Raw genomic sequence first — 20,971 nt, 5'->3', positions numbered from 1 at the left:
ACCCTCGCAAAATGAGCTGCTTTTGCGGCGGCGCACTGACTTTCTACGCGATCGAACCGATTCGCACCGTTCCAGCCACTAACGCCGCCGCACGACGCGTGCAGGGAGACTGATGATGCCGTTTCTGAAACGAGTTGTTGCCGCATTGGCGGCGACGACACTGGCCGTTCCCGCCGTCATGGCGCAACACATCGCACAGACCCCGCCAGAGGCGGACGCCAAGACCGCCTGGAGTGCGCCCGAGCCGTGGCGAACCGACCGTTTCTACCTGCAGACCAGCATCGCATCGGTGCACTTCCACCCGGACGACGAGCACGACAATTCGCAGTCCCTGATCAACCCCGAGTGGCGGCTGGACAGGCAGTGGCTAAAGGGTCAGGTGCTGGTCGGCGCGGCCAGTTTCGATAACTCCTTTGGCCAAGCTTCCTGGTATGCCTACGGCGGTCTCCTCTGGCGGCCGGTCGAGACGGTGCAACCGTTTTACCTGAAGCTTACCGCTGGCGTATTACATGGCTATCGGGGTGAGTATCAGGACAAGATCCCGATGAACAACTCCGGGTATGCACCTGCCATCATACCGTCGATGGGTTACTGCTATAACCGCTTCTGTTCAGAGGTGGTGCTGTTCGGGGCGGCAGGCTTGATGTGGACCGTCGGCATGACGCTGCCCTGAGCGTCGTTCTGCTGTCAACAAGAGATAGCTGCATTCGTAGCGCAGCTTGGCGGCACCCAAACCGAGCTGCGCTACTTTGCAGCCTTATGCGGCGATTTGCCACATTCCGCGCTGCAACATCACTCCCTAGAATGCCCGCACAAGAAAAGCATTCAGGGAGTGTTGGTAATGAAGCGGGACAGGAAAGTGATCGCCAATGCGGTCGCAGCAGCACTGGCGCTGCCCGGCATCTGGCAGGTCGCCGTGGCGCAGGAAGACTCGGCCACGCCGGTCATGTCGGAAGTAGTGGTCACGGCAGCACGGATCGAAGGTGGCGCGCCGCTCGACAGCAGCCAGCTCGGCGCGGCGAGCATCGCACCCTACCGGGCATCGACCAGCGATAGCGCAAGACTGCTCGACGCACTGCCCGGTGTCAGCAGCTACGGCGCCGGCGGGGTTTCCAGCCTGCCGGTGATTCGCGGCCTGGCTGACGACCGCATCCGCATTCAGGTTGATGGCATGGACCTGATCTCGTCGTGCGCCAACCACATGAACCCACCGCTGTCGTATATCGACCCCACCAACGTCGATAGCATAAGGCTGTTTGCCGGCGTAACGCCGGTCAGCGCCGGTGGCGACAGCATTGCCGGAACCATTCAGGTCAACTCGGCGCCTGCGGAGTTTGCCAAAGCTGGCGAAGACATACTGCACAAAGGCCAGGCCGGTGCTTTTTATCGCAGCAACGGCAACGCTCGCGGTGCCAATCTCTCGGCGACGATCGCCAACGAGCTGCTCAGCCTCAACTACTCAGGCTCGACGGCGCAGGCCGACAACTACCAGGCAGGGGGAAAGTTCAAGCCTTCGGGACTGTCGGCTGGAACCTCGGAATGGCTTTCCGGCGATGAAGTGGGATCGTCCTTGTACAAGTCGGAAAATCAGTTGCTCGGCCTGGCGCTACGCTACGCCGAACATCTCTTCGAGCTCAAGTATGGCTACCAGCACATTCCGTATCAGGGCTTTCCGAATCAGCGCATGGACATGACCGACAACGCCAGCAATCAGGTCAATGCCCGCTATCTGGGTCAGTACGATTGGGGTTCTCTGGAAGCGCGCGCCTATTACCAAGACACACGACACACCATGAATTTCCTCGAGGACAAGCTGGAAACCAGCGGTCCGATGCAGAACCTCGCCGGCATGCCGATGGACACGCGCGGAAAAACCACCGGCGCACAGCTCAAGGCGGAGATCGTTTCCTCGGAGCGCGATCTGTTCCGGGTCGGCGCCGAGTATCAGCGCTACCGCCTCGACGACTGGTGGGATCCGATCTCACCGGTAGTGGCGATGCCGATGGCGGGCATGAAAGGCTCAACTTTCTGGAACATCAACGACGGCCAGCGCGACCGCTTCGACGTCTATGGCGAATGGGAAGCACGTTGGGATCGGCAGTGGCTGTCGCAGCTCGGACTGCGCAGCAGCACGGTGCGCATGGATACCGGCGACGTGCAAGGCTACAACCCGCTGTTCTACGGCAATCCGGAGAATCCGGCGTCGATTCCGGGCGCTTTCAACGCCAGCGATCGCCAGAAGACCGATCACAACATCGATCTCGCAGCCCTGCTGCGCTTCACCCCCGCTGCCGAAGAGACCTACGAGGCGGGCTATGCGCGCAAGACGCGTTCGCCGAATCTCTACGAACGCTACGCCTGGTCCAGCAACAACCCGATGGCCATGAACATGGTCAACTGGTTCGGCGACGGCAACGGCTACGTCGGCGACATTGACCTGGATCCGGAAGTCGCGCATACGCTCAGCGCGACGGCCAGTTGGCACGACGCGGCGCGCGAGCAGTGGAATTTCAGCCTCACGCCGTACTACACCTATGTGCAGGATTACGTCGACGCGGTGCGCTGCTCAGGCGGCAGCGGCATGTCACCGTGCCAGGGAAGCAACCTGACGCGCACTGACAACTTCGTTTACCTGCAGTTCGCCAATCAGACGGCGCGCTTGTACGGAGCTGACGCCAGCGCCCGTGTGCCTCTGCTACGAAGTGGCGCGCTCGGCAATGTCAGCATGACCGGTGTGCTGAGCTATGTGCGCGGAAGGAATTCGCAGACTGACGACAATCTGTATCACATCATGCCCATGAACGCGAAACTGGCTCTGGTGCAACAGTCGGGCGCGTGGACCAATACCGTCGAAGGAGTATTCGTCGCCGCCAAGACGCTGGTCTCACAACTGCGCAACGAAGTGGCGACCAGCGGTTACGGCTTGCTCAACCTGCGCAGCAGCTACGAGTGGAAGCAGCTGCGCGTCGATCTCGGCGTGGACAATCTGTTCGACAGATTCTACGATTCGCCACTCGGCGGCGCTTATCTTGGCCAAAGGCCAATGCTCTATGGGACCACCGTGCCGGGCATGGGACGCTCAATCTACGCCGGCGTGAACCTGAGCTTCTGAGCGCGAAGAGCCGGGCCGTTGTCGGCTCGCGCGCAGCACTGATCTGTGGGTCGATCAGGCGGCGGCGCCGCGCTCGATGATCACGCCGACGCGCTGCACGCCGCTCATCATGCCCAATTTGGCGATCGAGACGCGCACCCAGGTGGCACCGAAGTCTTCGAGCAGCAGCGTCGCCACATATTCGGCAAGCCGTTCGAGGAGATTGAAGTGGCGCGCTGCCAACTCGCTGCGCAGGCGCTCGGCGACCGTCGCGTAGTCGATCGTGTCACCGATGTCGTCGCTGGCGCCGGCGCTGGCCGTCGACGTGCCGATCTGCAACGAGATTTCTATCGTCTGGGGCATCGCCTTTTCGCGTGGGTAGATGCCGATCAGCGTGGAAGCGCGAAGCGCGTCGATGAAAATGATGTCCATGCGGCGTGGCGTCAGGTCGGTGTAGAATCCCGGGCTGATCGCGCAGTCTGCCGCGCGACCAGGAGTCTGCGCATTCTAACCCAGAGCCACGCCGACCATCTGAGCAAGCAGGCAGCCAAGCCGCCACCGACCGTCCGACGAGCCACTTTACCCCTATGCCGCCCTCCCTGGTTTCCGCCCTTGCCGTCCTGGCTGCCTATTTGCTGGGGTCGATCTCCTTCGCGCTGGTCGCCAGTCGCCTGTTCGGCCTCGCCGACCCGCGCAGCTATGGCTCGAAGAACCCCGGTGCGACGAACGTCCTGCGCAGTGGCCACAAGGGTGCGGCGATATTCACCTTGATCGGCGATGTCGCCAAGGGCTGGCTGGCAGTCTTTCTCGCCAGCCACTATGCCCCGCAGTATGGTCTGCCCGACTACACCGTCGGACTGGTCGCGCTGGGCGTCTTTTTCGGTCATGTGTACCCTGTTTTCCTCGGTTTCAAGGGCGGCAAGGGCGTTGCGACGGCAGCCGGCGTCTTGCTGGCGATCAACCTCTGGCTGGGCCTGGCGACTCTGGGCACTTGGTTGTGCGTCGCCTTGACCTCACGCTACTCGTCACTGGCAGCGCTGATGGCGGCGGCGGCAGCACCCGTTTTCGCCATTCTGGCCTGGGGCAAGGATGGCATCGTCCTGGCCATCGGCATCATTTCGATGACGCTGATCGGCAAGCACTGGCCGAACCTGCAGCGCCTGATGGCTGGCAGCGAGCCACAAATTGGCGGCAAGAAACAAACGCCGGCGAGCGACACCACGTCAGTGAAAGCAGCGAAGCCAGTGAAACCAACGCAATCAAAGAGCCCGCGTTAGGCGCTAAACACCATGCAACGGCCAGCGTGGCCGCACGGCAAAAGCGCCGCCCACTTTTCCGGCCGTGTCGGAATTAGCGCTCTGTAAACGCAAGGCTCCGGCCAGGGCGATCATCGCCCCGTTGTCGGTACAGAATTCGAGTTCGGGGTAAAAGACCGCGAGCCCGGCCTTAGCGGCGCGCGCGTCTAGCTGGCGGCGCAGTTCACGGTTGGCGCCGACGCCACCGGCGACGACCAACTGCTTGAGCCCGCTCAAGGCCACGGCGCGCAGCGCCTTGCTGACCAGCACTTCGACGATCGCATCCTGGAAACCGCGCGCAATATCCGCCCGCTGCTGCTCGCTGATCGTCGCCAGCTCGCGGACCTTGGTCAGCACTGCGGTCTTCAGACCGCTGAAACTGAAATTCAGATCAGCGGACTTGAGCATCGGGCGCGGCAACTTCACCACATCCGGGCGACCACGTTCGGCCAGCTCGGCCAGCGCCGGTCCCCCCGGGTAAGCCAGGCCGAGCAGCTTGGCGGTCTTGTCGAAGGCCTCGCCAGCCGCGTCGTCGAGCGTTTCTCCCAGCAACTCGTATTCGCCGACAGCGGTGACGCGCATCAGTTGGCTGTGGCCGCCAGAGACCAGCAAGGCCACGAACGGGAAACGCGGCGGCCTGCGCGACAGCAATGGCGACAGCAGGTGACCTTCGAGATGATGCACCGGCACGCTGGGCCGCTCGAGCGCGGTTGCCAGCGCCTCGGCGAAGGCCGCTCCGACCAGCAGGGCGCCCGCCAGACCCGGTCCCTGCGTGTAGGCTACGGCATCGATCTCGGCCAGCGAGCGGCCGCTATCGGCAAGAACCTGGCGCAGCAAGGGTACGACGCGACGGATATGATCTCGCGAGGCGAGTTCGGGCACCACCCCGCCGTAGTCCTGATGCATGCGCACCTGCGAATGCAGGGCGTGCGCGAGCAGGACTCCGCCAGCTGAAGTGCTGTACAGCGCCATACCCGTTTCGTCGCAAGAGGATTCGATTCCAAGAACCAGCATCGCGCCATTCTACCGCGGCCGGCGGAGACGGTTTCATCGTGTGCTCACCGACTCGGGTAACGACTGCCAAAAAAGCCCTTGCCCGACTTTCACATTACCGGGCAAGGGCTCTTGCGAACGACGACGACTTAATTGCGCTGCTGCAGAACCGTCGGCAAGACAGTCTTGGCCATACGCTTGGCGAAGTAGTAAATACGCTTCTGCTTCTCGATGATCTCCACTTCCAGCGTGTAGGCCAGGATGCGATTGGGCTCTTCCGCCACCAGCCGGCGAGCCTCGTGAGTGGCGGCGGAGTCGGCGATTCGGTTGATCTCGTCCTTCATCCCGGTGACCACCTGTGCGGAGCGCTCGTTGCTCTGCGCAACCGCCATCACCGCCGCTGCCACGGCCTTGTTGATTGCCGCCTGGAAGCCATTGAGCACTCCCTGGGTCTGTTCGCTGACCTGGATCTTGTCCTTGACGCGATCATGCCCCAACGCTACCAGGTTGGTTTCGACGATGTCGCCGATGTTCTCCAGGTTACTCACCGCTTCCATCAGTTGCATCAGCTCCTTGGTCTGTTCTTCAAGCAGCGGCTGCCGGCTGATCTTGGCCAGGTAGTCGAGGATTCCCGCGTGCAGGATATCGACCGTGTCGTCCATCTGGCGAATTTCCTCGAGCGCCTTGGTATCGCCCTTGATGATGGCTGGCATGATCGCCTTCAACATCGTGTTGACCGTCTCGCCCATGTGCATGACTTCCATGCGCACGCTGTCCAGCGCCAGCGTCGGCGTGGTCAGCAACTCCTCCTGCAGGAACTTGGTGCGCACAATCATCGCCTCCTCCTCGAGCGGCTTGTCAGGTACCAGCCACTCCGCTGCGCGTGCGATATAGGTGGTGAACCAGATGAAGATGCAGCCATTGGCGACGTTGAAGAAGGTGTGCGCGTTGGCGATCTGGCGCGGCGTCTCCGCTGCGAGCAGTTCCATGCCGCTTAGCTCGGGGTAGACCGGCGACATGGCGACGGCCGCATCCCCGATAACGCTGACAAACGGCAGCCACATCAGGACGCCGGTCGTCGCCAGACCGGTATGTACAACGGCACAGCGCACGGCCTCCCGCGGCTTGCCGATGGCCGCCAACAGCGCCGTCACGCAGGTGCCGATGTTGGCACCCATGACCAGCGGGACACCGGCATCCAGGCTAATGAAACCTTGCGAAGCCATGACGATGACTATAGCGGTGGTTGCCGAGGAGGACTGGATGATCCCGGTAAAGGCAGCCGAGACGAGCACCGCGAGAAGCGGGTTGGTCATCGTCTGCATCATGTCGAGGAAGGGCTGGTAGCTGCGCAAGGGGTGCATCGCCTCGCCCATCACATGCATGCCGAAGAACACCAGGCCGAGACCCATCAGCATGCCGCCGTAGCTTCTGATCTTCTCGTTCTTGGAGAGAAAAAGCATGGCAAAGCCGCCGGCGATCATCGCCAGCGCCGCCTTGGTGATCTTGAAGGCGACGATCTGGCCGGTGATCGTGGTGCCGATCTTGGCACCGATGATCACGCCGACTGACTGCGGCAGCGACATCAGCCCGGCCGAAATGAAGCCGACCAGAAGGACGGTGGTCACCGATGACGACTGGATCACCGCCGTCACCGCCGCGCCGGTTCCCACTCCCGCGAAGCGATTGACCGTCAGCTTGGCGAGGATGCTCTTCATCCGCTCGCCAGCCACCGCCTTCAGCGCCACTTCCATCTGTGTCATGCCGTAGAGGAAAAGTGCCAGGCCGCCGAGCAGCTCCATGGTCATGCCGCCCCAGTTCATGTCGGCATCGCTCACCGTCGCGGCGAGCGCCGGCCAGGCGATGACGCCGAGAACCGCGCCGACGATGCATAGCGCCACCGTCGCCCCGGTAGTTGTCTGGGATTGTTTCAGATAGGCGTCGAGCATAGCTTAAGTCTCCTCCGGTCTTTACGACTCAGTGTTTTCCTTGTTCTTTGACGATCGTCACCGGCAGCTTGGCAAGGCCAAGAACCTGTTCGGCCACGGAACCCAGCAACAAATGCCGCAGCCCTGTCGCGCCCTTGCTACCCATGACGATGATCCGGGCCTTCTCCTTCTCAACGACCTGGAGAATGCGCGTCACCGGAATACCTGTCACCAGCAGGATTTCTGCGCTGTGCAGTGCTTTCCGCTCGGGGTGCTTCTTCCGCACTTTGGCCATGAACTCATCAAGCATCTCGGCAGCGATATCGGCGATTCTGGTCAGCGTCTTCTTGCTGGCCATGCGCGCGTAGTAGCCGGGCATTTTCTGTGGATCGTGCACCACATGCAGCACCACGAGCCTGGCCCCCAGGCCAGCGGCGAAATCGCTGGCCAGCAGAAGCGCTGCCTCGGAATGCGAAGAGAAATCGACAGGCACGAGAATCGGCCCCTGGGCGGAGTCCTGCGGGTGTGACTCCTGTTTCTTGTCAGCCATGCAGCAACCACTCCTCTTCTGGTGGAAACTGACTTGCGCAGTCAGTCGCCGGATGAAATTCAGACCGAGAGCCGAGCAAGCCGACATCTCGTCACGAGCTTGCGGGCTCCCGCTGCCCCCTCGGCAGCAGTTGCCGGGCCACTCCGGTCACGGGCGAGCGCCCGACGGACAAATAGCTGAAGGTGCCGCTGAGAAGGCTTTTTGTAGGCGCTCTGCAGCCAGGCAGGCGCAAGAATACTATAAGTTGTTGCCGTATATCGTGTTTTTTGTGCGTTTTTTTCCAGCCAAACGCGCACACCTGGCGTCTGGCGCCGCCGACGCGACGGTGTGCAATCACACACGCTGACAAAGCCCCGTCCGCGGCGCGCCAAGCAACGCCAAAGGCCCGAACAAACGGCGCTTTCCCCGCAAAAAGCTTGTTTCAATGCCGTATTGCGCCTATCCTTGCGGCTTGCGCGTTCCCCGCATCTTCTCGGCTGCTGGCCGGTCGGTTAACGGGTGGTGCACTGCGATCCGGCGCGCCGAGTGGCGATCTCTGCTGGCCAACAAATCCTGGGGCGGGGGCATTTATGGACTGGTTGAGGGAAACCGTCGACTTGATCAATCTGTCGGAAATCGATTGGGACCTGACCATTCGAGTTCTGATTCAGTGTGTTCTCTTCTGTTTTTCGGCGTTTTTCTCCGGCTCCGAAACCGCACTTTTCTCGCTTAGTCGCATTGACCTGCAAAAGCTGCGCAACTCGCGCAGCCCGCATTCCGAGAGCATTCACGCCATGCTCGACGAGCCACGACGGCTGATCGTTTCCCTGCTCTGCGGCAATGAGTTGGTCAACATCGCGGCGGCCGCCAACATGACGGTTATCCTGGTGCACATGTTTGGCGAGGCCGATGCCGGCTGGATCAACATCGTGGTCATGGTGCCGTTGCTGCTGCTCTTCGGCGAGGTGACGCCGAAAACCATCGCTGTCAATGCGCCGGTAAAGTTCGCCACCAAGCTGTCAGCGCGTTTTCTGCCCAAGTGGATCTTCATTGTCACCCCCTTGCGTGACGCAGTGCGGTTGGTTGCCGACCGCGTCACCACCTTCGTCGTTGGCGAACACGTCGACCGCGAGAACATCCTCAAGCCCGACGAGTTACGTACCCTGATGGCCGACAGCGAGGAAACCGGGGTCATCGAAGCCTCTGAGCGAGTGCTCATCGACAAGGTCCTCGAGTCCGCGGAAACCGACGTGGCGCGAATCATGACGCCCGGACCGCGCATCCGCTTTCTTGACGCCGATCTGCCGATCGAGGAATTGATCGAGCGTTTTCGTGGCTATCGCCACCCGCGCGTTCCGGTCTACCGGGGCCACTGGGACAACGTGATCGGCTTCCTGCACGCGGAAGATCTGCTGCGCCGGGTGCGTGTCGATGGTGATGTCTCGAAAATCGAACTGGCCGAGATCCTGAAGCCGGCGCACTTCGTCCCACCCACCAAGAAAGTCGACGAAATGCTGGAATATTTCCAGCGCTTCAACACCCGCGCCGCGGTGGTCATCGGCGAGTATGGCGAGGTCCTGGGTATCGTCACGATCAAGGATGTGATGACTTTCATCTTTGGCGAGATTTCCGGGAAGATGAGAGGACAGGAGCATTACCAGCAGGAAGGCAACAACAGTTTTACCGTCCCGGGCTACATGCGCCTCGCCGATTTCCGCACGCTCACCAACTTTGACATCGACGACCCGCTGATGAACACCATCGGTGGCGTTACGCTGGTCCTCTTCGGCCGCCTGCCGCGGGTTGGCGAGAAGGTATTCAGTGCCGACTACGAGATCACGGTGAAGGAAGTGAGCGGCATGCGCATCACCAAGGTTCGCGTCTCGTTTGGACGCACGCAGGAGGAGGACGGCAGCTCTGCTCCGGCAGAACCTCTGGAGATGGAAAGCATTGCCGAAGCGATGTCCGACGACTCGCCGGCAGATCAGGAACAGGAATCGCTCGACGAATACGAGGACGATCTGTTGCGAGAATCAAAGGACGACGAACTGGAGTCTTCTCAGGATGAGCAGACCGAGAACGACAGACCGGAAGATCAGTCTGCTGCAGCCGAAGACCAGCTAAGGAAAGAATGATGGAGGGAATCTCTGTGGAGTTGGTCATTGAGCTACTGGTGATCCTGTTCTTTCTGCTCCTGAAGGGCTTCTTTTCGGGTTCCGAGCTGGCGATGGTCAATGCCGACAAGATTCATCTCCGCCATCAGGCACGACTGGGCGACCCGGGAGCAAAGTTGGTGCTGGAGCTGTTCCGGACGCCGGACGTGATGCTCGGGACGACGCTGGTCGGGACAAATATCGCCACCGTGACCATCACCACCATGGGCACATTGATGTTCATAGACCTCATGGGGGACTCCGGAGACCTGGTTTCGGTACTGGTGTTCACGCCGTTCTTGCTGATTTTTGGCGAGATCGTTCCGAAAAGCATCTTTCAGCAAAAATCCGACTGGATCGTCACCAAGATCATCTACGGGCTGCGTTTTTTCTCTTACCTTTTCTATCCGGTAATCTTCATCTTCAGCCGCGTTGCCCGCGTCGCCGCGCGCATCTTCGGGGGTGCGTCGTCAGGGCAGAGCGGCTTTATCACCAAGGACGAATTGCGCGTTTTGCTCGATCTCTCCGAAACTCCCGCCGACGGCGGTGGAGCCACCAACAAGCAGCGCATTCGGCGCATTTTTCGCTTCGCCGACACCACGGTCGGTGAAGTGATGACGCCGCTGGCCGAAGTCATTGGCTTCAGCGAGCGCCGCGGCATGGACGAAGCGGTCAGTCGAGTCTGGGAGCATGGCTTCAACCGTCTGCCCGTCTTTCGCGGCAACATCACCAACGTCACCGGCGTGATGACCCTGACCACCTGGGACCTGTTGTTGCCGGACATTGACAAGCGTCCAGCCGGTGACTTCATTCGCCCGGCGCTCTACCTCTCTCCCAAGCAGACCATCGATCAGGTCCTGCCCCTGCTGCGGGGGCGCAACGACCACATGGCGATCATCGTGGACGAGTTCGGCTCGGCGGTCGGCATCCTGACCATGGAAGACATTTTCGAAGAAGTCGTCGGAACGGTCGACTCGGGCTACGACTTCGACAACATGAAGCCGCCACGGGTCGTCATCGAGTCGGAGAACGACGATCGACATCTGGTCGGCGGCCGAGCCCCGATCTCGGAACTCAACGACTCGCTGCGGCTGAATCTGCCGGTTGGCGAAGCGCACACCCTGGCCGGCTTCCTGATCAGCCGTCTGCGCCACATTCCCCTGGTCGGCGATAGTGTCGAAGAACGAGGCCATCGCTACACGGTCATCGAAGCCGATGCGCGCACTGTCACCAAGGTACGCGTCGAACGTTTGTAAGCTTCTCCCGGCGAATGAAGGGAGTTTCGTCAGTCGCCGACGCGACTTTCACGGTAAGCCGGTAGCACCAACGCTACCCCGGCTTGCACGCCGTCACTTGCCGCCCGTCACGCCGGCGCTGAGCGTCGCGCATCGTCCAGCATGAACGCCCTGTTGCGATTCTTCCGTCACTGCTACGGGAAACGAAGGTCGCGTCCCGGGAGTTTGTCGCTTGGTCCGTGACCTATTTCCTCTCGCTTTCTGTCGCACAAGCCTATCGTCTCGGTCAACAGGGCGCTTTGGCGCCAACCGGTCAACAAGGAGGCAGGAAGTGAGTGAAGGCGGTCTGGAGAAATGCGAGCTATGCGATTCACCAGGTGGGGAAGTGATCTGGGAAAACGCTATCTGTCGCGTAGTACTAGTGGCGGATGCGGACTATCCAGGTTTCTGCCGGGTGATCCTGAACCGCCATCTCCGCGAGATGACCGACCTGCCGCACAAGGAAAGAATGCAGCTGATGACGGTGGTTTTCGCCGTCGAGAGTGCAGTGCGCAGGCTTTACCAGCCGGACAAGGTCAATCTCGCGAGCCTGGGCAATATGACGCCGCACGTTCATTGGCACCTGATTCCTCGTTGGCGGGACGACCGGCAGTTCCCACAGCCCATTTGGGCGGCAACACAGCGGGCGAGTGCTGCCACGCCGCGCCAGCTGGTCGAGGGCCGGCAACTGGGTGACCAGATCATCGCCGCCCTGCGTATTACTTAGACCGCAGCTGGCGGTCAGCAAGGAGGCAACATCATGAGCGCAGTTCTTACCACCCGAGCCACCATGAAAATTTCGGACCTCCAAACGGGTTTCAGAATTCTCTCGCGCCTGCCTTTGGCCAACTCACATCAGGCTCAGTTGGAGATCAACAACTTCCTGGATAGCATGCTGCAGGAGCCGCCACCGGCCGATGTCTACCTGCAACTCCTCGAGCAGACCCGGATTTCCCTGTGCTTCATCGAGGAACAGCTGGCCCGCGAGTACGCCGGCAAGGCCTTGCCACTAAGTGACCTTGAAGAGGCCGCTTTTCGGCAGGTGGTCGCCACCTGGCTCAAGGCCGCGCACGCTTACGCGCATTGCGCGCAGTTGCATGCGGCTGACGACGGCGAGGACGAGGCCGACCGCCTGGCACTGATCCTGCATCGCTGCATCTACTACACCGGGATGGCGATCACCGAACATCATCGCGCGCGTCGGCAACTGCCGCGTGGGATATGGTTGAACCTGCACGGCTTCTACGCCAGTGCCGAGGAATGGGGGGTGGCGACGCTGGCGGTGCCAGACTCCCTCGACCCTCTGGGCCGCAGCACACACTGTACCGCCGCGTTCGTCAGCCAGCTACTAAGCGAGCTTGCCGGCCCATACAGCCTCAGTGTGCGACAACTCGGCATGGTTCGACGCTGGGCGGGCAACTGGGCACCACTGCTGACCGTCCATCCGGTGCTGCCCGGCGAAGTTCTTCCAGTCACGGTCGTCGACCTGATGAAGGATTTTGCCCTGCGGCCCGCCAGTGAGTGCCTGCAAACAGAAAACATCCGTCGTATCGATGGCGCCCGTCTGGCACTGCAGATCAAGCAGACCATGAAGCAGCTGCAGCAGAAAATTTCACCGACACAGCTTGGTCTCGGTGAGGACTGCACCGCAAGCCAATGCCAGCAGCTGCTAGATGGCCTTGCCAGGCCGTGGTCCTTGCTGCGCGCGGTGCGCCGTTTCCGCCGCCACCGGAGTTCAGGAACGGCGAAGGTGTGCGCCGGCTTTGCCAGCATGCACTACATCATCTCGGGAAGAGAGTTCAGCCAACCGGAAAGCGCGCGCCATTATTCGCGCGAGGAATTCGACAGCCTGTTCACCTTCCGTCACGGGCTGGACCCGACGCAGCGGCTGGAAGTTCGCAAACGCCAGCTGGGCTTTGCGGTCGACGATTGGGAGCTACTTGACGAGAGCGCCAATGGTTTCCGGTTGCTACGCTCAACCGCTGGACGCCGCTTGGCACCCGACCAGTTGCTATCGATTTGTCCACAGAACGGCGGCTCGCATTTGCTGGCACGGGTTGTGTGGTTGATGCAGGAGCAGGACGGTGGCCTGATGGCCGGCATTTCGGCGCTACCCGGCAAACCACAGGCAGTGGCCGCGCGGCCGCTGGCACGCGAGGCGGGACACGCCGAGCTCTATAGCCGGGCCTTCATTCTGCCGGCAGTTGCCGCCATTGCTGCCGAGCAAAGCCTGGTCATCCCACAGGGATGGTTCTACTCCGGGCGGCAGCTGGAAATCTACCTCGATGGCGTTTGGCGAGTAAAGTTGGAGCGCATTATCAGCTCTGGCGAGGACTTTGATCGAGTGAGCTTTTCAGTCACTTGATCGCTGGCGGGGGCGCCCGCCCCGGTTCACCATGGAAGCTGCGGCGCAAGAGGCTCTGGCGCCGCAGCTTCGCCGCACTGCTACCCTGCCGTACTGGCGCCGTGGCGGCAACGCTTGTTGCCAAGCACTTCCCGGCGGCAGTTTTGCGCTATCATGGCTGGCCCGATTGAGTGTAGAGGCATCCATGGCTGGCTTGGACGAGACCACGAAGATCCCGACCGAAATCAAACTGCATCAGAAGTCCCGCATCCTGGAGCTTGTTTTTCCGGACGACGAGCGTTTCGAGCTCAGCTACGAGTTCCTGCGCGTGTTTACCCCATCCGCCGAGGCGCGTGGCCACGGCCCGGGCCAGGAAGTCCTGCAAGTGGGCAAGCGTGAGATCGGGATCGAGCGCATCGAGGCGGTCGGCAACTACGCCATCCGCCCCATTTTCTCTGACGGCCACGACAGTGGTCTTTATTCCTGGGACGTGCTCTACCAACTCGGCAGCCATAAAGAAGAACTCTGGACTCACTACCTGGCCCGCTTGGCGACTGCCGGCGCCAGCCGGGAGCCGGGACAAACGCCCGCACCGCCAGCCAAAGCCCCGGCGGGCAGCTGCGGCAAGCGTTGATCCGTGTGACCTTATTTCTTTGAGTTGGAACGATGGACGATAGAAGCACGACCCATTTCGGTTTTCAGGAAGTCGCTGAAGGCGAGAAGGCGCAACGCGTTGCGGATGTTTTTGACTCGGTGGCGCAGCGTTACGACCTGATGAACGATGTCATGTCGGGGGGCTTGCATCGGCTGTGGAAAGCTTTTGCGATCGCCAGGAGTGGCATCCGCGAAAACTCCCGGGTGCTCGACGTGGCCGGGGGCACCGGCGACTTGGCCCTGGCCTTCGCCAGAAAGCTGCGCGGCGGCGGTGAAGTCTGGCTGACCGATATCAACAACGCCATGCTCACGCGCGGCCGCGACCGGCTGTACGACCGTGGCGCCCTGGTCCGGGTCACTCAGTGCGATGCCGAGAAATTGCCATTTCCCGACGATTACTTCGACTGCGTGACGGTTGCCTTTGGCCTGCGCAACATGACGCACAAGGACCTCGCGCTGGGCGAGATGCAGCGCGTCCTGCGACCAGGCGGTCGCCTGCTGGTGCTGGAGTTCTCACAGGTTTGGAAGCCGCTGGCGCCGGCCTATGATTTCTACTCGTTCAAAGTGATTCCACGCCTCGGCCAGATGATTACACACGACGAGGCAAGCTACCGCTATCTCGCGGAATCGATTCGGGTCCATCCTGACCAGGAGGGCCTGAAAGGCTTGATGGAACAGGCAGGGCTCGAACGTGTCGAATATTTCAATTTGGCGCTGGGGGTTGTTGCCCTGCATCGCGGTTTCAAGTTCTGAAGAGGAGAAAGTCGTGAAGAAATTTTTTGTAGCGTTGGCTGTGTGCGCCTTTAGTTTCGGCCTGATGGTCGAGGACGCCGAGGCACGTCGCTTCGGCGGCGGCCGCTCGATGGGCATGCAGCGCCAGGCCACACCCCAGAAAGCTGCTCCAGCCCCGACGAATGCAGCTGCACCGGCGGCCGCGGCACCCAAGCGCAACTGGATGGGTCCCTTGGCTGGACTCGCTGCCGGCCTGGGCATAGCGGCGCTCTTGTCGCATTTTGGTCTGGGTGAAGGAATGGCCAATCTGGTAATGATCGCGCTGCTGGCGATGGCTGCGTTTTTCGTCTTCAAGCTGCTGTTTCGTCGCAAGGCGGCGTCGGCGACAGGCTCTGGCCAGCGGCCATTGGGCTACGCCGGCGCAGGCGGAACAGCGACCGAGCCCGCCCAGCGCTTTGACGCTCGCCAGGAACTCGCTGGCAGCGCTGGCGCCGGCCAGCCGGGGCAGAGCTTTGGCGCTGCCGAGAAGCTGTCGGCGCAAACACCAGCGCATGTTCCTGCGGATTTCGACGTCGAGGGTTTCCTGCGCGTCGCCAAGCTTAATTTCGTTCGCCTGCAAGCGGCCAATGATGCTGGAAACATGGACGATATCCGCGAGTTTGTCAGCCCCGAAGTTTTTGCCGAGATCAAGCTGCAGATGGGTGAACGGCACGAGGCGACGCAGCAGACAGACGTGGTGACAGTCGATGCCAAGCTTCTCGAGGTCGTTACCGAGGGGACCCGCCATATCGCTAGCGTGCGTATGAACGGCATGATTCGCGAGGAGGCCGATACAGCCGCCGTAGCTTTCGACGAAGTGTGGAACCTGTCCAAACCCGTTGACGGATCGGGTGGCTGGGTAGTTGCCGGTATCCAGCAAGTTTCCTGAAAACATGTGGAGCAAACCGCCGCTGGCGGTCCTCAATCACATTTTGACGGGTGAAGACTGGGCGCGTGCGCGTCTGGCCGGCTTTGCCGGGCAGACGGCGCGAGTCCAGTTCGCCAGCGTGCTCTTGCAGTTCACGATACTGGAGTCCGGCTTGTTGGCCGTAGCCGAAGCGTCGGCACCCGTGGCGGTCAGCATTCGGCTGCCGGACGACGCGCCGCTGCGGGCCCTGACCGATCGCCCGTCACTGTTTTCAGCGGCGACCATTTCAGGCTCCGTGGATCTGGCAGAGACGCTCGCTTTCGTTTTCCGTAACCTGCGCTGGGACGTCGAGCAGGATTTGTCAGAACTGCTAGGCGACATCGTCGCCCGGAGAGCCGTGCGACTGGCAACGGGACTGGCGCAATGGCAGCTTCGGGGTGCGAGGAATCTGGCATTTGGTCTGGCCGAGTACCTGACCGAAGAAGAGAAAGCCATTGCCCCGCGCCGAGAGCTTGAAGCTTTCTGTACGGAGGTCGACGCGCTTCGCGACGATTTCGCGCGCATCGAGAAGAGGCTTGGACGGATCGAACTTCGTTGCGGAGAGCCCCGGCCTACCTCCCTGAGTTGAGCCCCCCCCCCCAAAAAAAAAAAGCAGCCTGAGCTGCTTTTTTTGAACTTGAGACTTCGGCGCCGGCATGAACTATGGTTCAGCGCGGGCGCAGTCTCTTGATCGCCGCCAACTGGGCAACTGCCTGCGCCAGTTCAGCTTCCGCTGCGGCCAGACCAACGTCCGAGGTATGATTCTGGAGCAGTTCCTCGGCATGGCGCTTGGCTTCGACCGCCTTCGCCTCATCGAGGTCGGCCGCTCGCACGGCGGTGTCGGCCAGTACGGTAATCAGCGCCGGCTGCACTTCGAGCATCCCGCCGGACACATAGACCAACTCGTATTCCTCGCGATCCGGAATCTTGAGGCGCACAGTGCCCGGCTTGATGCGCGTCAGCAACGGCGTATGACGCGGATAGATGCCGAGCTCGCCGGACTCGCCTGGAAATACCGCGAAGTCGGTCTGGCCGGAAAAAATCAACTCCTCCGCACTGACCACGTCGACGTGTACTCTGAGTGACATGATGTTCTTCCCTTGCTGAGTCGTTTTCGCACCCGAAAGCAGCGCGAAAACGAGGTTCTCTTGGCCCGCTCTAGAGTGTCTTGGCTTTCTCGAGCACTTCTTCGATACCGCCAACCATGTAAAACGCCTGCTCGGGGATGTTGTCGCATTCTCCCTCGACGATCATCTTGAAGCCCTTGAGGGTGTCCTTGAGCGGGACATACTTGCCCGGAGAGCCGGTAAAGACTTCGGCCACACTGAACGGTTGTGACAGGAAGCGTTGGATCTTGCGCGCCCGGTAGACGGCCAGCTTATCTTCCGGCGACAACTCGTCCATGCCGAGAATGGCGATGATGTCACGCAATTCTTTGTACTTCTGGAGAGTCATCTGCACGGCGCGGGCGACATTGTAGTGCTCTTCGCCAACGACCTGCGGGTCGAGCTGACGCGAAGTCGAGTCAAGCGGGTCGACGGCCGGGTAGATACCCAGCGATGCGATATCGCGCGAGAGAACGACTGTTGAGTCGAGGTGCTGGAAGGTCGTTGCCGGAGAGGGGTCGGTGAGGTCGTCGGCGGGCACATAGACGGCCTGAATCGAGGTGATCGAGCCCACTTTTGTCGACGCGATGCGTTCCTGGAGGCGGCCCATTTCTTCGGCCAGGGTCGGCTGATAGCCGACCGCGGACGGCATCCGGCCGAGCAGCGCCGACACCTCGGTACCCGCCAGCGTGTAACGGTAGATGTTATCGACAAAGAAGAGAATATCGCGCCCATCGTCGCGAAAGCGCTCGGCCATGGTCAGCCCGGTCAGAGCCACGCGCAGGCGGTTGCCCGGCGGCTCATTCATCTGGCCGAAAACCATCGCCACCTTGTCAAGAACATTCGACTCCTTCATCTCGTGGTAGAAGTCGTTGCCCTCGCGAGTCCGTTCTCCGACACCGGCAAATACGGAAAGGCCCGCGTGTTGCTTGGCGATGTTGTTGATCAGTTCCATCATGTTGACGGTCTTGCCAACGCCGGCGCCCCCGAACAGGCCAACTTTGCCACCCTTGGCGAAGGGACAGACGAGATCGATGACCTTGATCCCGGTTTCGAGCAGATCGACGGATGGCGACAATTCGTCAAACTTGGGTGCCAACTGGTGAATCTCGCGCCGCTCGTCGGTGCCAATGGGGCCGGCTTCGTCGATCGGCCGACCGAGAACGTTCATGATGCGACCGATCGTGGCGTCACCGACCGGCACCGAAATGCCGGCCCCGGTATCGTTGACCTTCATGCCACGACGGAGTCCGTCGGAAGATCCCATGGCAATGGTACGCACGATACCGTCACCCAGTTGCTGCTGAACTTCGAACACCAGGTCGGCTTCGCACATCTCCGACTCTTCGGCCTTGTCAAGCTGAAGGGCGTTGTAGATGTGGGGCATGGCGTCACGTGGGAACTGGACGTCCACCACGGCGCCGATACACTGAACAATGTTTCCTTGATTCATGGTTGTATCCCTAATCAATAAACTAACTATCGCGTGGTCAGGCGTCAGACAGCCGCTGCGCCGGCGCAAATCTCTGAAATCTCTTGCGTAATTGCGGCCTGGCGAGCCTTGTTGTACACCAGCTTGAGTTCCCCGATAACGTTCTTGGCGTTATCCGAAGCGGACTTCATGGCCACCATGCGTGCGCTCTGTTCGGAAGCCATATTCTCGGCAACAGCCTGGTAGATCATCGCCTCTACATAACGCACCAGCAGGTCGTCAATGACCGTCTTGGCATCAGGTTCGTAGATATAGTCCCAGCGGTTCTCTCCACCACCGACAAGGTCGCCGGACAGCGGCAGCAACTGATAGAGTATCGGCTCCTGTTTCATGGTGTTGATGAACTGCGTGCAGCCGATGTACAGGACGTCAATCTCGCCTTTGATGTAAGCGTCGAGCTGAACCTTGACCGGGCCAATGAGCTTTTCCAGGTGCGGCGTGTCGCCGAGCCCGATCAGTTGCGATACGATGTCGGCCCCGGCACGCTGCATGAAACCCAGACCCTTGCTACCGATCGTCGTTACCCGCAGTTTCTTGCCTTCGGCATCCCACTCTTTCATCTTTCCCAGGGCAAGACGCAAGAGGTTGGTGTTCAGACCGCCGCACAGTCCCTTGTCGGAGGTGATGGTGATCAAGCCGATGGCTTTCACATCCTCACGGACCATCAGGAAGGGATGGCGATAGTCGGTCAAGGCGTGCGAGAGGTTGCCCGCTACCTGGCGAATTTTCTCGCCGTAAGGGCGAGCCGCACGCATCCTGTCCTGCGCCTTGCGCATTTTTGATGCGGCGACCATCTGCATGGCCTTGGTGATCTTGGCCGTGCTCTCGATGCTCTTGATCTTGTTGCGGATTTCCTTGCCGCTAGCCATGGCAACCTCCTCGATCGATCATCAGGCCAGGGTGGCCTTGAACGCCTCAATCGCCTTGGTGAGCTTTTGCTCAGCGTCAGCGTCGAGATCCTGGGTTGTGGCGATCTTGCTGATGAGGTCGGCGTTTTTCTGCTCGATGTAGCTCTGCATCTGCTTCTCGACCGCCAGCGCGTCCTTCACCGCAACATCATCGAAGTAGCCCTTGTTAACCGCCAGGAGGGTCACCGCCATTTGGGCAATCGACATGGGCGAGTACTGAGGCTGCTTCATCAGTTCGGTCACCAGACGGCCACGATCGAGCTGTTTGCGCGTCGCTTCGTCCAGGTCAGAGGCGAACTGCGAGAAGGCGGCGAGCTCGCGGTACTGGGCGAGTGCCAGACGAACATGGCTGCCGAGCTTCTTGACGACTTTGGTCTGGGCAGCACCACCCACGCGGGAGACGGAGATACCGGCATCCATGGCAGGGCGAACACCGGCATTGAAGAGGTCGGTGTCAAGGAAGATCTGTCCGTCGGTAATCGAGATGACGTTGGTCGGGACGAAGGCAGAAACGTCGCCAGCCTGGGTCTCGATGATCGGCAGGGCGGTAAGCGAGCCGGTCTTGCCGGTGACTTCGCCGTTGGTAAACTTCTCAACCCATTCTTCGGAAACGCGAGCGGCACGCTCAAGCAGCCGTGAGTGCAGGTAGAACACATCGCCGGGGTAAGCTTCGCGTCCTGGCGGGCGGCGCAGCAGCAGTGACACCTGGCGATAGGCCCAGGCCTGCTTGGTCAAGTCGTCGTAAATGATCAGCGCATCCTGACCGCGATCACGAAAGTACTCGCCCATGGTGCAACCCGAGTACGGTGCGATGTACTGCAGGGCGGCAGTTTCCGAGGCCGTGGCGGCAACGACGGTGGTGTACTCCATCGCTCCGTTCTCTTCGAGTTTGCGAACGACGGTGGCGACGGTTGAGGCTTTCTGACCGACAGCAACGTAGATGCAGATCAGGTTCTGGCCTTTCTGGTTGATGATCGTGTCAATGGCCACCGCGGTCTTGCCGGTTTGCCGGTCACCAATGATCAGCTCGCGCTGACCGCGACCAACCGGAACCATGGCATCGATCGACTTCAGCCCGGTCTGCACCGGCTGCGAAACCGATTTACGCCAGATCACCCCGGGCGCCACTTTCTCGATCTTGTCGGTCAGCTTGTTGTTGATCGGGCCCTTGCCGTCGATCGGCTGACCAAGCGAGTTCACCACCCGGCCAAGGAGTTCGGGGCCGACCGGCACTTCGAGGATGCGGCCGGTGGTCTTGACCGTGTCGCCTTCACTGATCTGCTCGTACTCACCGAGCACCACCGCGCCAACCGAGTCGCGGTCGAGGTTCAGGGCCATGCCGAAGATATTGCCCGGAAATTCGAGCATTTCTCCCTGCATGACGTCGGTCAGGCCATAGATACGGCAGATGCCGTCGGTCACCGAAACAACGGTGCCCTGGGTGCGCAGATCGGCGCTGATATCAAGATTCTCGATCTTGCTCTTGATCAGTTCGCTGATTTCTGAAGGATTCAACTGCATGGAAA

At 60.9% G+C, this 20,971-nt stretch carries 19 protein-coding genes; 11 read left to right on the top strand and 8 right to left on the bottom strand.

Annotated elements, in window-relative coordinates:
• The first annotated feature begins 115 nt into the window (after positions 1-115).
• Complete coding sequence (locus V5B40_RS23280; protein ID WP_332356786.1) at positions 116-673, top strand: hypothetical protein; 558 nt, start codon at positions 116-118, stop codon at positions 671-673.
• A 168-nt stretch (positions 674-841) separates the two neighbouring features.
• On the top strand, positions 842-3,112 hold the full coding sequence (locus tag V5B40_RS23275) for a TonB-dependent receptor (protein WP_332356785.1): 2,271 nt from the start codon (positions 842-844) through the stop codon (positions 3,110-3,112).
• Between the two features lie 54 nt (positions 3,113-3,166).
• On the opposite strand, the gene V5B40_RS23270 is transcribed toward V5B40_RS23275, so the two are convergent.
• The gene (locus tag V5B40_RS23270; protein ID WP_332356784.1) at positions 3,167-3,523 is read right to left on the bottom strand and encodes a dihydroneopterin aldolase; all 357 of its coding nucleotides are present in this window, start codon (positions 3,521-3,523) and stop codon (positions 3,167-3,169) included.
• Between the two features lie 155 nt (positions 3,524-3,678).
• On the opposite strand from V5B40_RS23270, the gene plsY reads away from it, so the two are divergent.
• Positions 3,679-4,368, top strand: coding sequence for a glycerol-3-phosphate 1-O-acyltransferase PlsY (plsY, locus tag V5B40_RS23265; RefSeq protein WP_332356783.1), 690 nt, complete (start codon positions 3,679-3,681; stop codon positions 4,366-4,368).
• 3 nt (positions 4,369-4,371) lie between these two features.
• Here the strand turns inward: plsY and tsaD are convergent, their stop codons facing one another.
• From tsaD to V5B40_RS23250, 3 genes are all read right to left on the bottom strand, one after another.
• Positions 4,372-5,400, bottom strand: coding sequence for a tRNA (adenosine(37)-N6)-threonylcarbamoyltransferase complex transferase subunit TsaD (tsaD, locus tag V5B40_RS23260; protein ID WP_332356782.1), 1,029 nt, complete (start codon positions 5,398-5,400; stop codon positions 4,372-4,374).
• A 128-nt stretch (positions 5,401-5,528) separates the two neighbouring features.
• A complete protein-coding gene (locus tag V5B40_RS23255) occupies positions 5,529-7,328 on the bottom strand; it encodes a Na/Pi cotransporter family protein (RefSeq protein WP_332356781.1) in 1,800 nt (599 codons plus the stop codon).
• Between the two features lie 28 nt (positions 7,329-7,356).
• Positions 7,357-7,857, bottom strand: a complete 501-nt coding sequence (locus tag V5B40_RS23250) for a universal stress protein (protein ID WP_332356780.1) — start codon at positions 7,855-7,857, stop codon at positions 7,357-7,359.
• Between the two features lie 569 nt (positions 7,858-8,426).
• On the opposite strand from V5B40_RS23250, the gene V5B40_RS23245 reads away from it, so the two are divergent.
• The 8 genes from V5B40_RS23245 (at position 8,427) to V5B40_RS23210 (ending at position 16,528) form a co-directional block, all read left to right on the top strand.
• Complete coding sequence (locus tag V5B40_RS23245) at positions 8,427-9,971, top strand: hemolysin family protein (RefSeq protein WP_332356779.1); 1,545 nt, start codon at positions 8,427-8,429, stop codon at positions 9,969-9,971.
• Positions 9,971-11,245, top strand: coding sequence for a hemolysin family protein (locus V5B40_RS23240; protein WP_332356778.1), 1,275 nt, complete (start codon positions 9,971-9,973; stop codon positions 11,243-11,245). Before V5B40_RS23245 ends, V5B40_RS23240 begins: the two co-directional genes overlap by 1 nt.
• 310 nt (positions 11,246-11,555) lie before the next feature.
• Complete coding sequence (locus V5B40_RS23235) at positions 11,556-11,990, top strand: HIT family protein (RefSeq protein WP_332356777.1); 435 nt, start codon at positions 11,556-11,558, stop codon at positions 11,988-11,990.
• Between the two features lie 33 nt (positions 11,991-12,023).
• Complete coding sequence (locus V5B40_RS23230; protein WP_332356776.1) at positions 12,024-13,628, top strand: hypothetical protein; 1,605 nt, start codon at positions 12,024-12,026, stop codon at positions 13,626-13,628.
• A 184-nt stretch (positions 13,629-13,812) separates the two neighbouring features.
• Positions 13,813-14,241 (top strand): DUF971 domain-containing protein, encoded by a 429-nt coding sequence (locus V5B40_RS23225; protein WP_332356792.1) that lies wholly within the window; start codon positions 13,813-13,815, stop codon positions 14,239-14,241.
• A gap of 32 nt (positions 14,242-14,273) precedes the next feature.
• Positions 14,274-15,014: a bifunctional demethylmenaquinone methyltransferase/2-methoxy-6-polyprenyl-1,4-benzoquinol methylase UbiE gene (ubiE, locus tag V5B40_RS23220; RefSeq protein WP_332356775.1), complete on the top strand. Its 741-nt coding sequence runs from the start codon at positions 14,274-14,276 to the stop codon at positions 15,012-15,014.
• A gap of 13 nt (positions 15,015-15,027) precedes the next feature.
• A complete protein-coding gene (locus V5B40_RS23215; RefSeq protein WP_332356774.1) occupies positions 15,028-15,921 on the top strand; it encodes a Tim44 domain-containing protein in 894 nt (297 codons plus the stop codon).
• 4 nt (positions 15,922-15,925) lie between these two features.
• Entirely contained in the window at positions 15,926-16,528 is a 603-nt protein-coding gene (locus tag V5B40_RS23210) for a ubiquinone biosynthesis accessory factor UbiJ (protein WP_332356773.1), read from the top strand.
• 79 nt (positions 16,529-16,607) lie between these two features.
• Here the strand turns inward: V5B40_RS23210 and V5B40_RS23205 are convergent, their stop codons facing one another.
• From V5B40_RS23205 to atpA, 4 genes are all read right to left on the bottom strand, one after another.
• On the bottom strand, positions 16,608-17,027 hold the full coding sequence (locus V5B40_RS23205) for a F0F1 ATP synthase subunit epsilon (RefSeq protein ID WP_169064992.1): 420 nt from the start codon (positions 17,025-17,027) through the stop codon (positions 16,608-16,610).
• A 70-nt stretch (positions 17,028-17,097) separates the two neighbouring features.
• Complete coding sequence (gene atpD, locus V5B40_RS23200) at positions 17,098-18,498, bottom strand: F0F1 ATP synthase subunit beta (RefSeq protein WP_332356772.1); 1,401 nt, start codon at positions 18,496-18,498, stop codon at positions 17,098-17,100.
• A 44-nt stretch (positions 18,499-18,542) separates the two neighbouring features.
• On the bottom strand, positions 18,543-19,406 hold the full coding sequence (atpG, locus tag V5B40_RS23195) for a F0F1 ATP synthase subunit gamma (RefSeq protein WP_332356771.1): 864 nt from the start codon (positions 19,404-19,406) through the stop codon (positions 18,543-18,545).
• Between the two features lie 21 nt (positions 19,407-19,427).
• Positions 19,428-20,966 carry a F0F1 ATP synthase subunit alpha gene (gene atpA, locus V5B40_RS23190; protein WP_332356770.1) on the bottom strand — a complete coding sequence of 513 codons (1,539 nt, stop codon included), beginning with the start codon at positions 20,964-20,966 and terminating at the stop codon, positions 19,428-19,430.
• Positions 20,967-20,971: the final 5 nt, after the last annotated feature.

It is taken from the genome of Candidatus Accumulibacter meliphilus (genome assembly GCF_036625345.1).
Lineage (GTDB): Bacteria > Pseudomonadota > Gammaproteobacteria > Burkholderiales > Rhodocyclaceae > Accumulibacter > Accumulibacter meliphilus.
Note: the sequence above shows the minus strand (reverse complement) of the source record. Positions and strands in the feature narration are given on the sequence as shown.

Bases quoted from the DNA above. Each gene is read 5' to 3' on its own strand.
- V5B40_RS23280 (WP_332356786.1), top strand. From the start codon at position 116: ATGCCGTTTCTGAAACGAGTTGTTGCCGCATTGGCGGCGACGACACTG.
- V5B40_RS23275 (WP_332356785.1), top strand. From the start codon at position 842: ATGAAGCGGGACAGGAAAGTGATCGCCAATGCGGTCGCAGCAGCACTG.
- V5B40_RS23270 (WP_332356784.1), bottom strand. From the start codon at position 3,523: ATGGACATCATTTTCATCGACGCGCTTCGCGCTTCCACGCTGATCGGC.
- plsY (WP_332356783.1), top strand. From the start codon at position 3,679: ATGCCGCCCTCCCTGGTTTCCGCCCTTGCCGTCCTGGCTGCCTATTTG.
- tsaD (WP_332356782.1), bottom strand. From the start codon at position 5,400: ATGCTGGTTCTTGGAATCGAATCCTCTTGCGACGAAACGGGTATGGCG.
- V5B40_RS23255 (WP_332356781.1), bottom strand. From the start codon at position 7,328: ATGCTCGACGCCTATCTGAAACAATCCCAGACAACTACCGGGGCGACG.
- V5B40_RS23250 (WP_332356780.1), bottom strand. From the start codon at position 7,857: ATGGCTGACAAGAAACAGGAGTCACACCCGCAGGACTCCGCCCAGGGG.
- V5B40_RS23245 (WP_332356779.1), top strand. From the start codon at position 8,427: ATGGACTGGTTGAGGGAAACCGTCGACTTGATCAATCTGTCGGAAATC.
- V5B40_RS23240 (WP_332356778.1), top strand. From the start codon at position 9,971: ATGGAGGGAATCTCTGTGGAGTTGGTCATTGAGCTACTGGTGATCCTG.
- V5B40_RS23230 (WP_332356776.1), top strand. From the start codon at position 12,024: ATGAGCGCAGTTCTTACCACCCGAGCCACCATGAAAATTTCGGACCTC.
- V5B40_RS23225 (WP_332356792.1), top strand. From the start codon at position 13,813: ATGGCTGGCTTGGACGAGACCACGAAGATCCCGACCGAAATCAAACTG.
- ubiE (WP_332356775.1), top strand. From the start codon at position 14,274: ATGGACGATAGAAGCACGACCCATTTCGGTTTTCAGGAAGTCGCTGAA.
- V5B40_RS23210 (WP_332356773.1), top strand. From the start codon at position 15,926: ATGTGGAGCAAACCGCCGCTGGCGGTCCTCAATCACATTTTGACGGGT.
- V5B40_RS23205 (WP_169064992.1), bottom strand. From the start codon at position 17,027: ATGTCACTCAGAGTACACGTCGACGTGGTCAGTGCGGAGGAGTTGATT.
- atpD (WP_332356772.1), bottom strand. From the start codon at position 18,498: ATGAATCAAGGAAACATTGTTCAGTGTATCGGCGCCGTGGTGGACGTC.
- atpG (WP_332356771.1), bottom strand. From the start codon at position 19,406: ATGGCTAGCGGCAAGGAAATCCGCAACAAGATCAAGAGCATCGAGAGC.
- atpA (WP_332356770.1), bottom strand. From the start codon at position 20,966: ATGCAGTTGAATCCTTCAGAAATCAGCGAACTGATCAAGAGCAAGATC.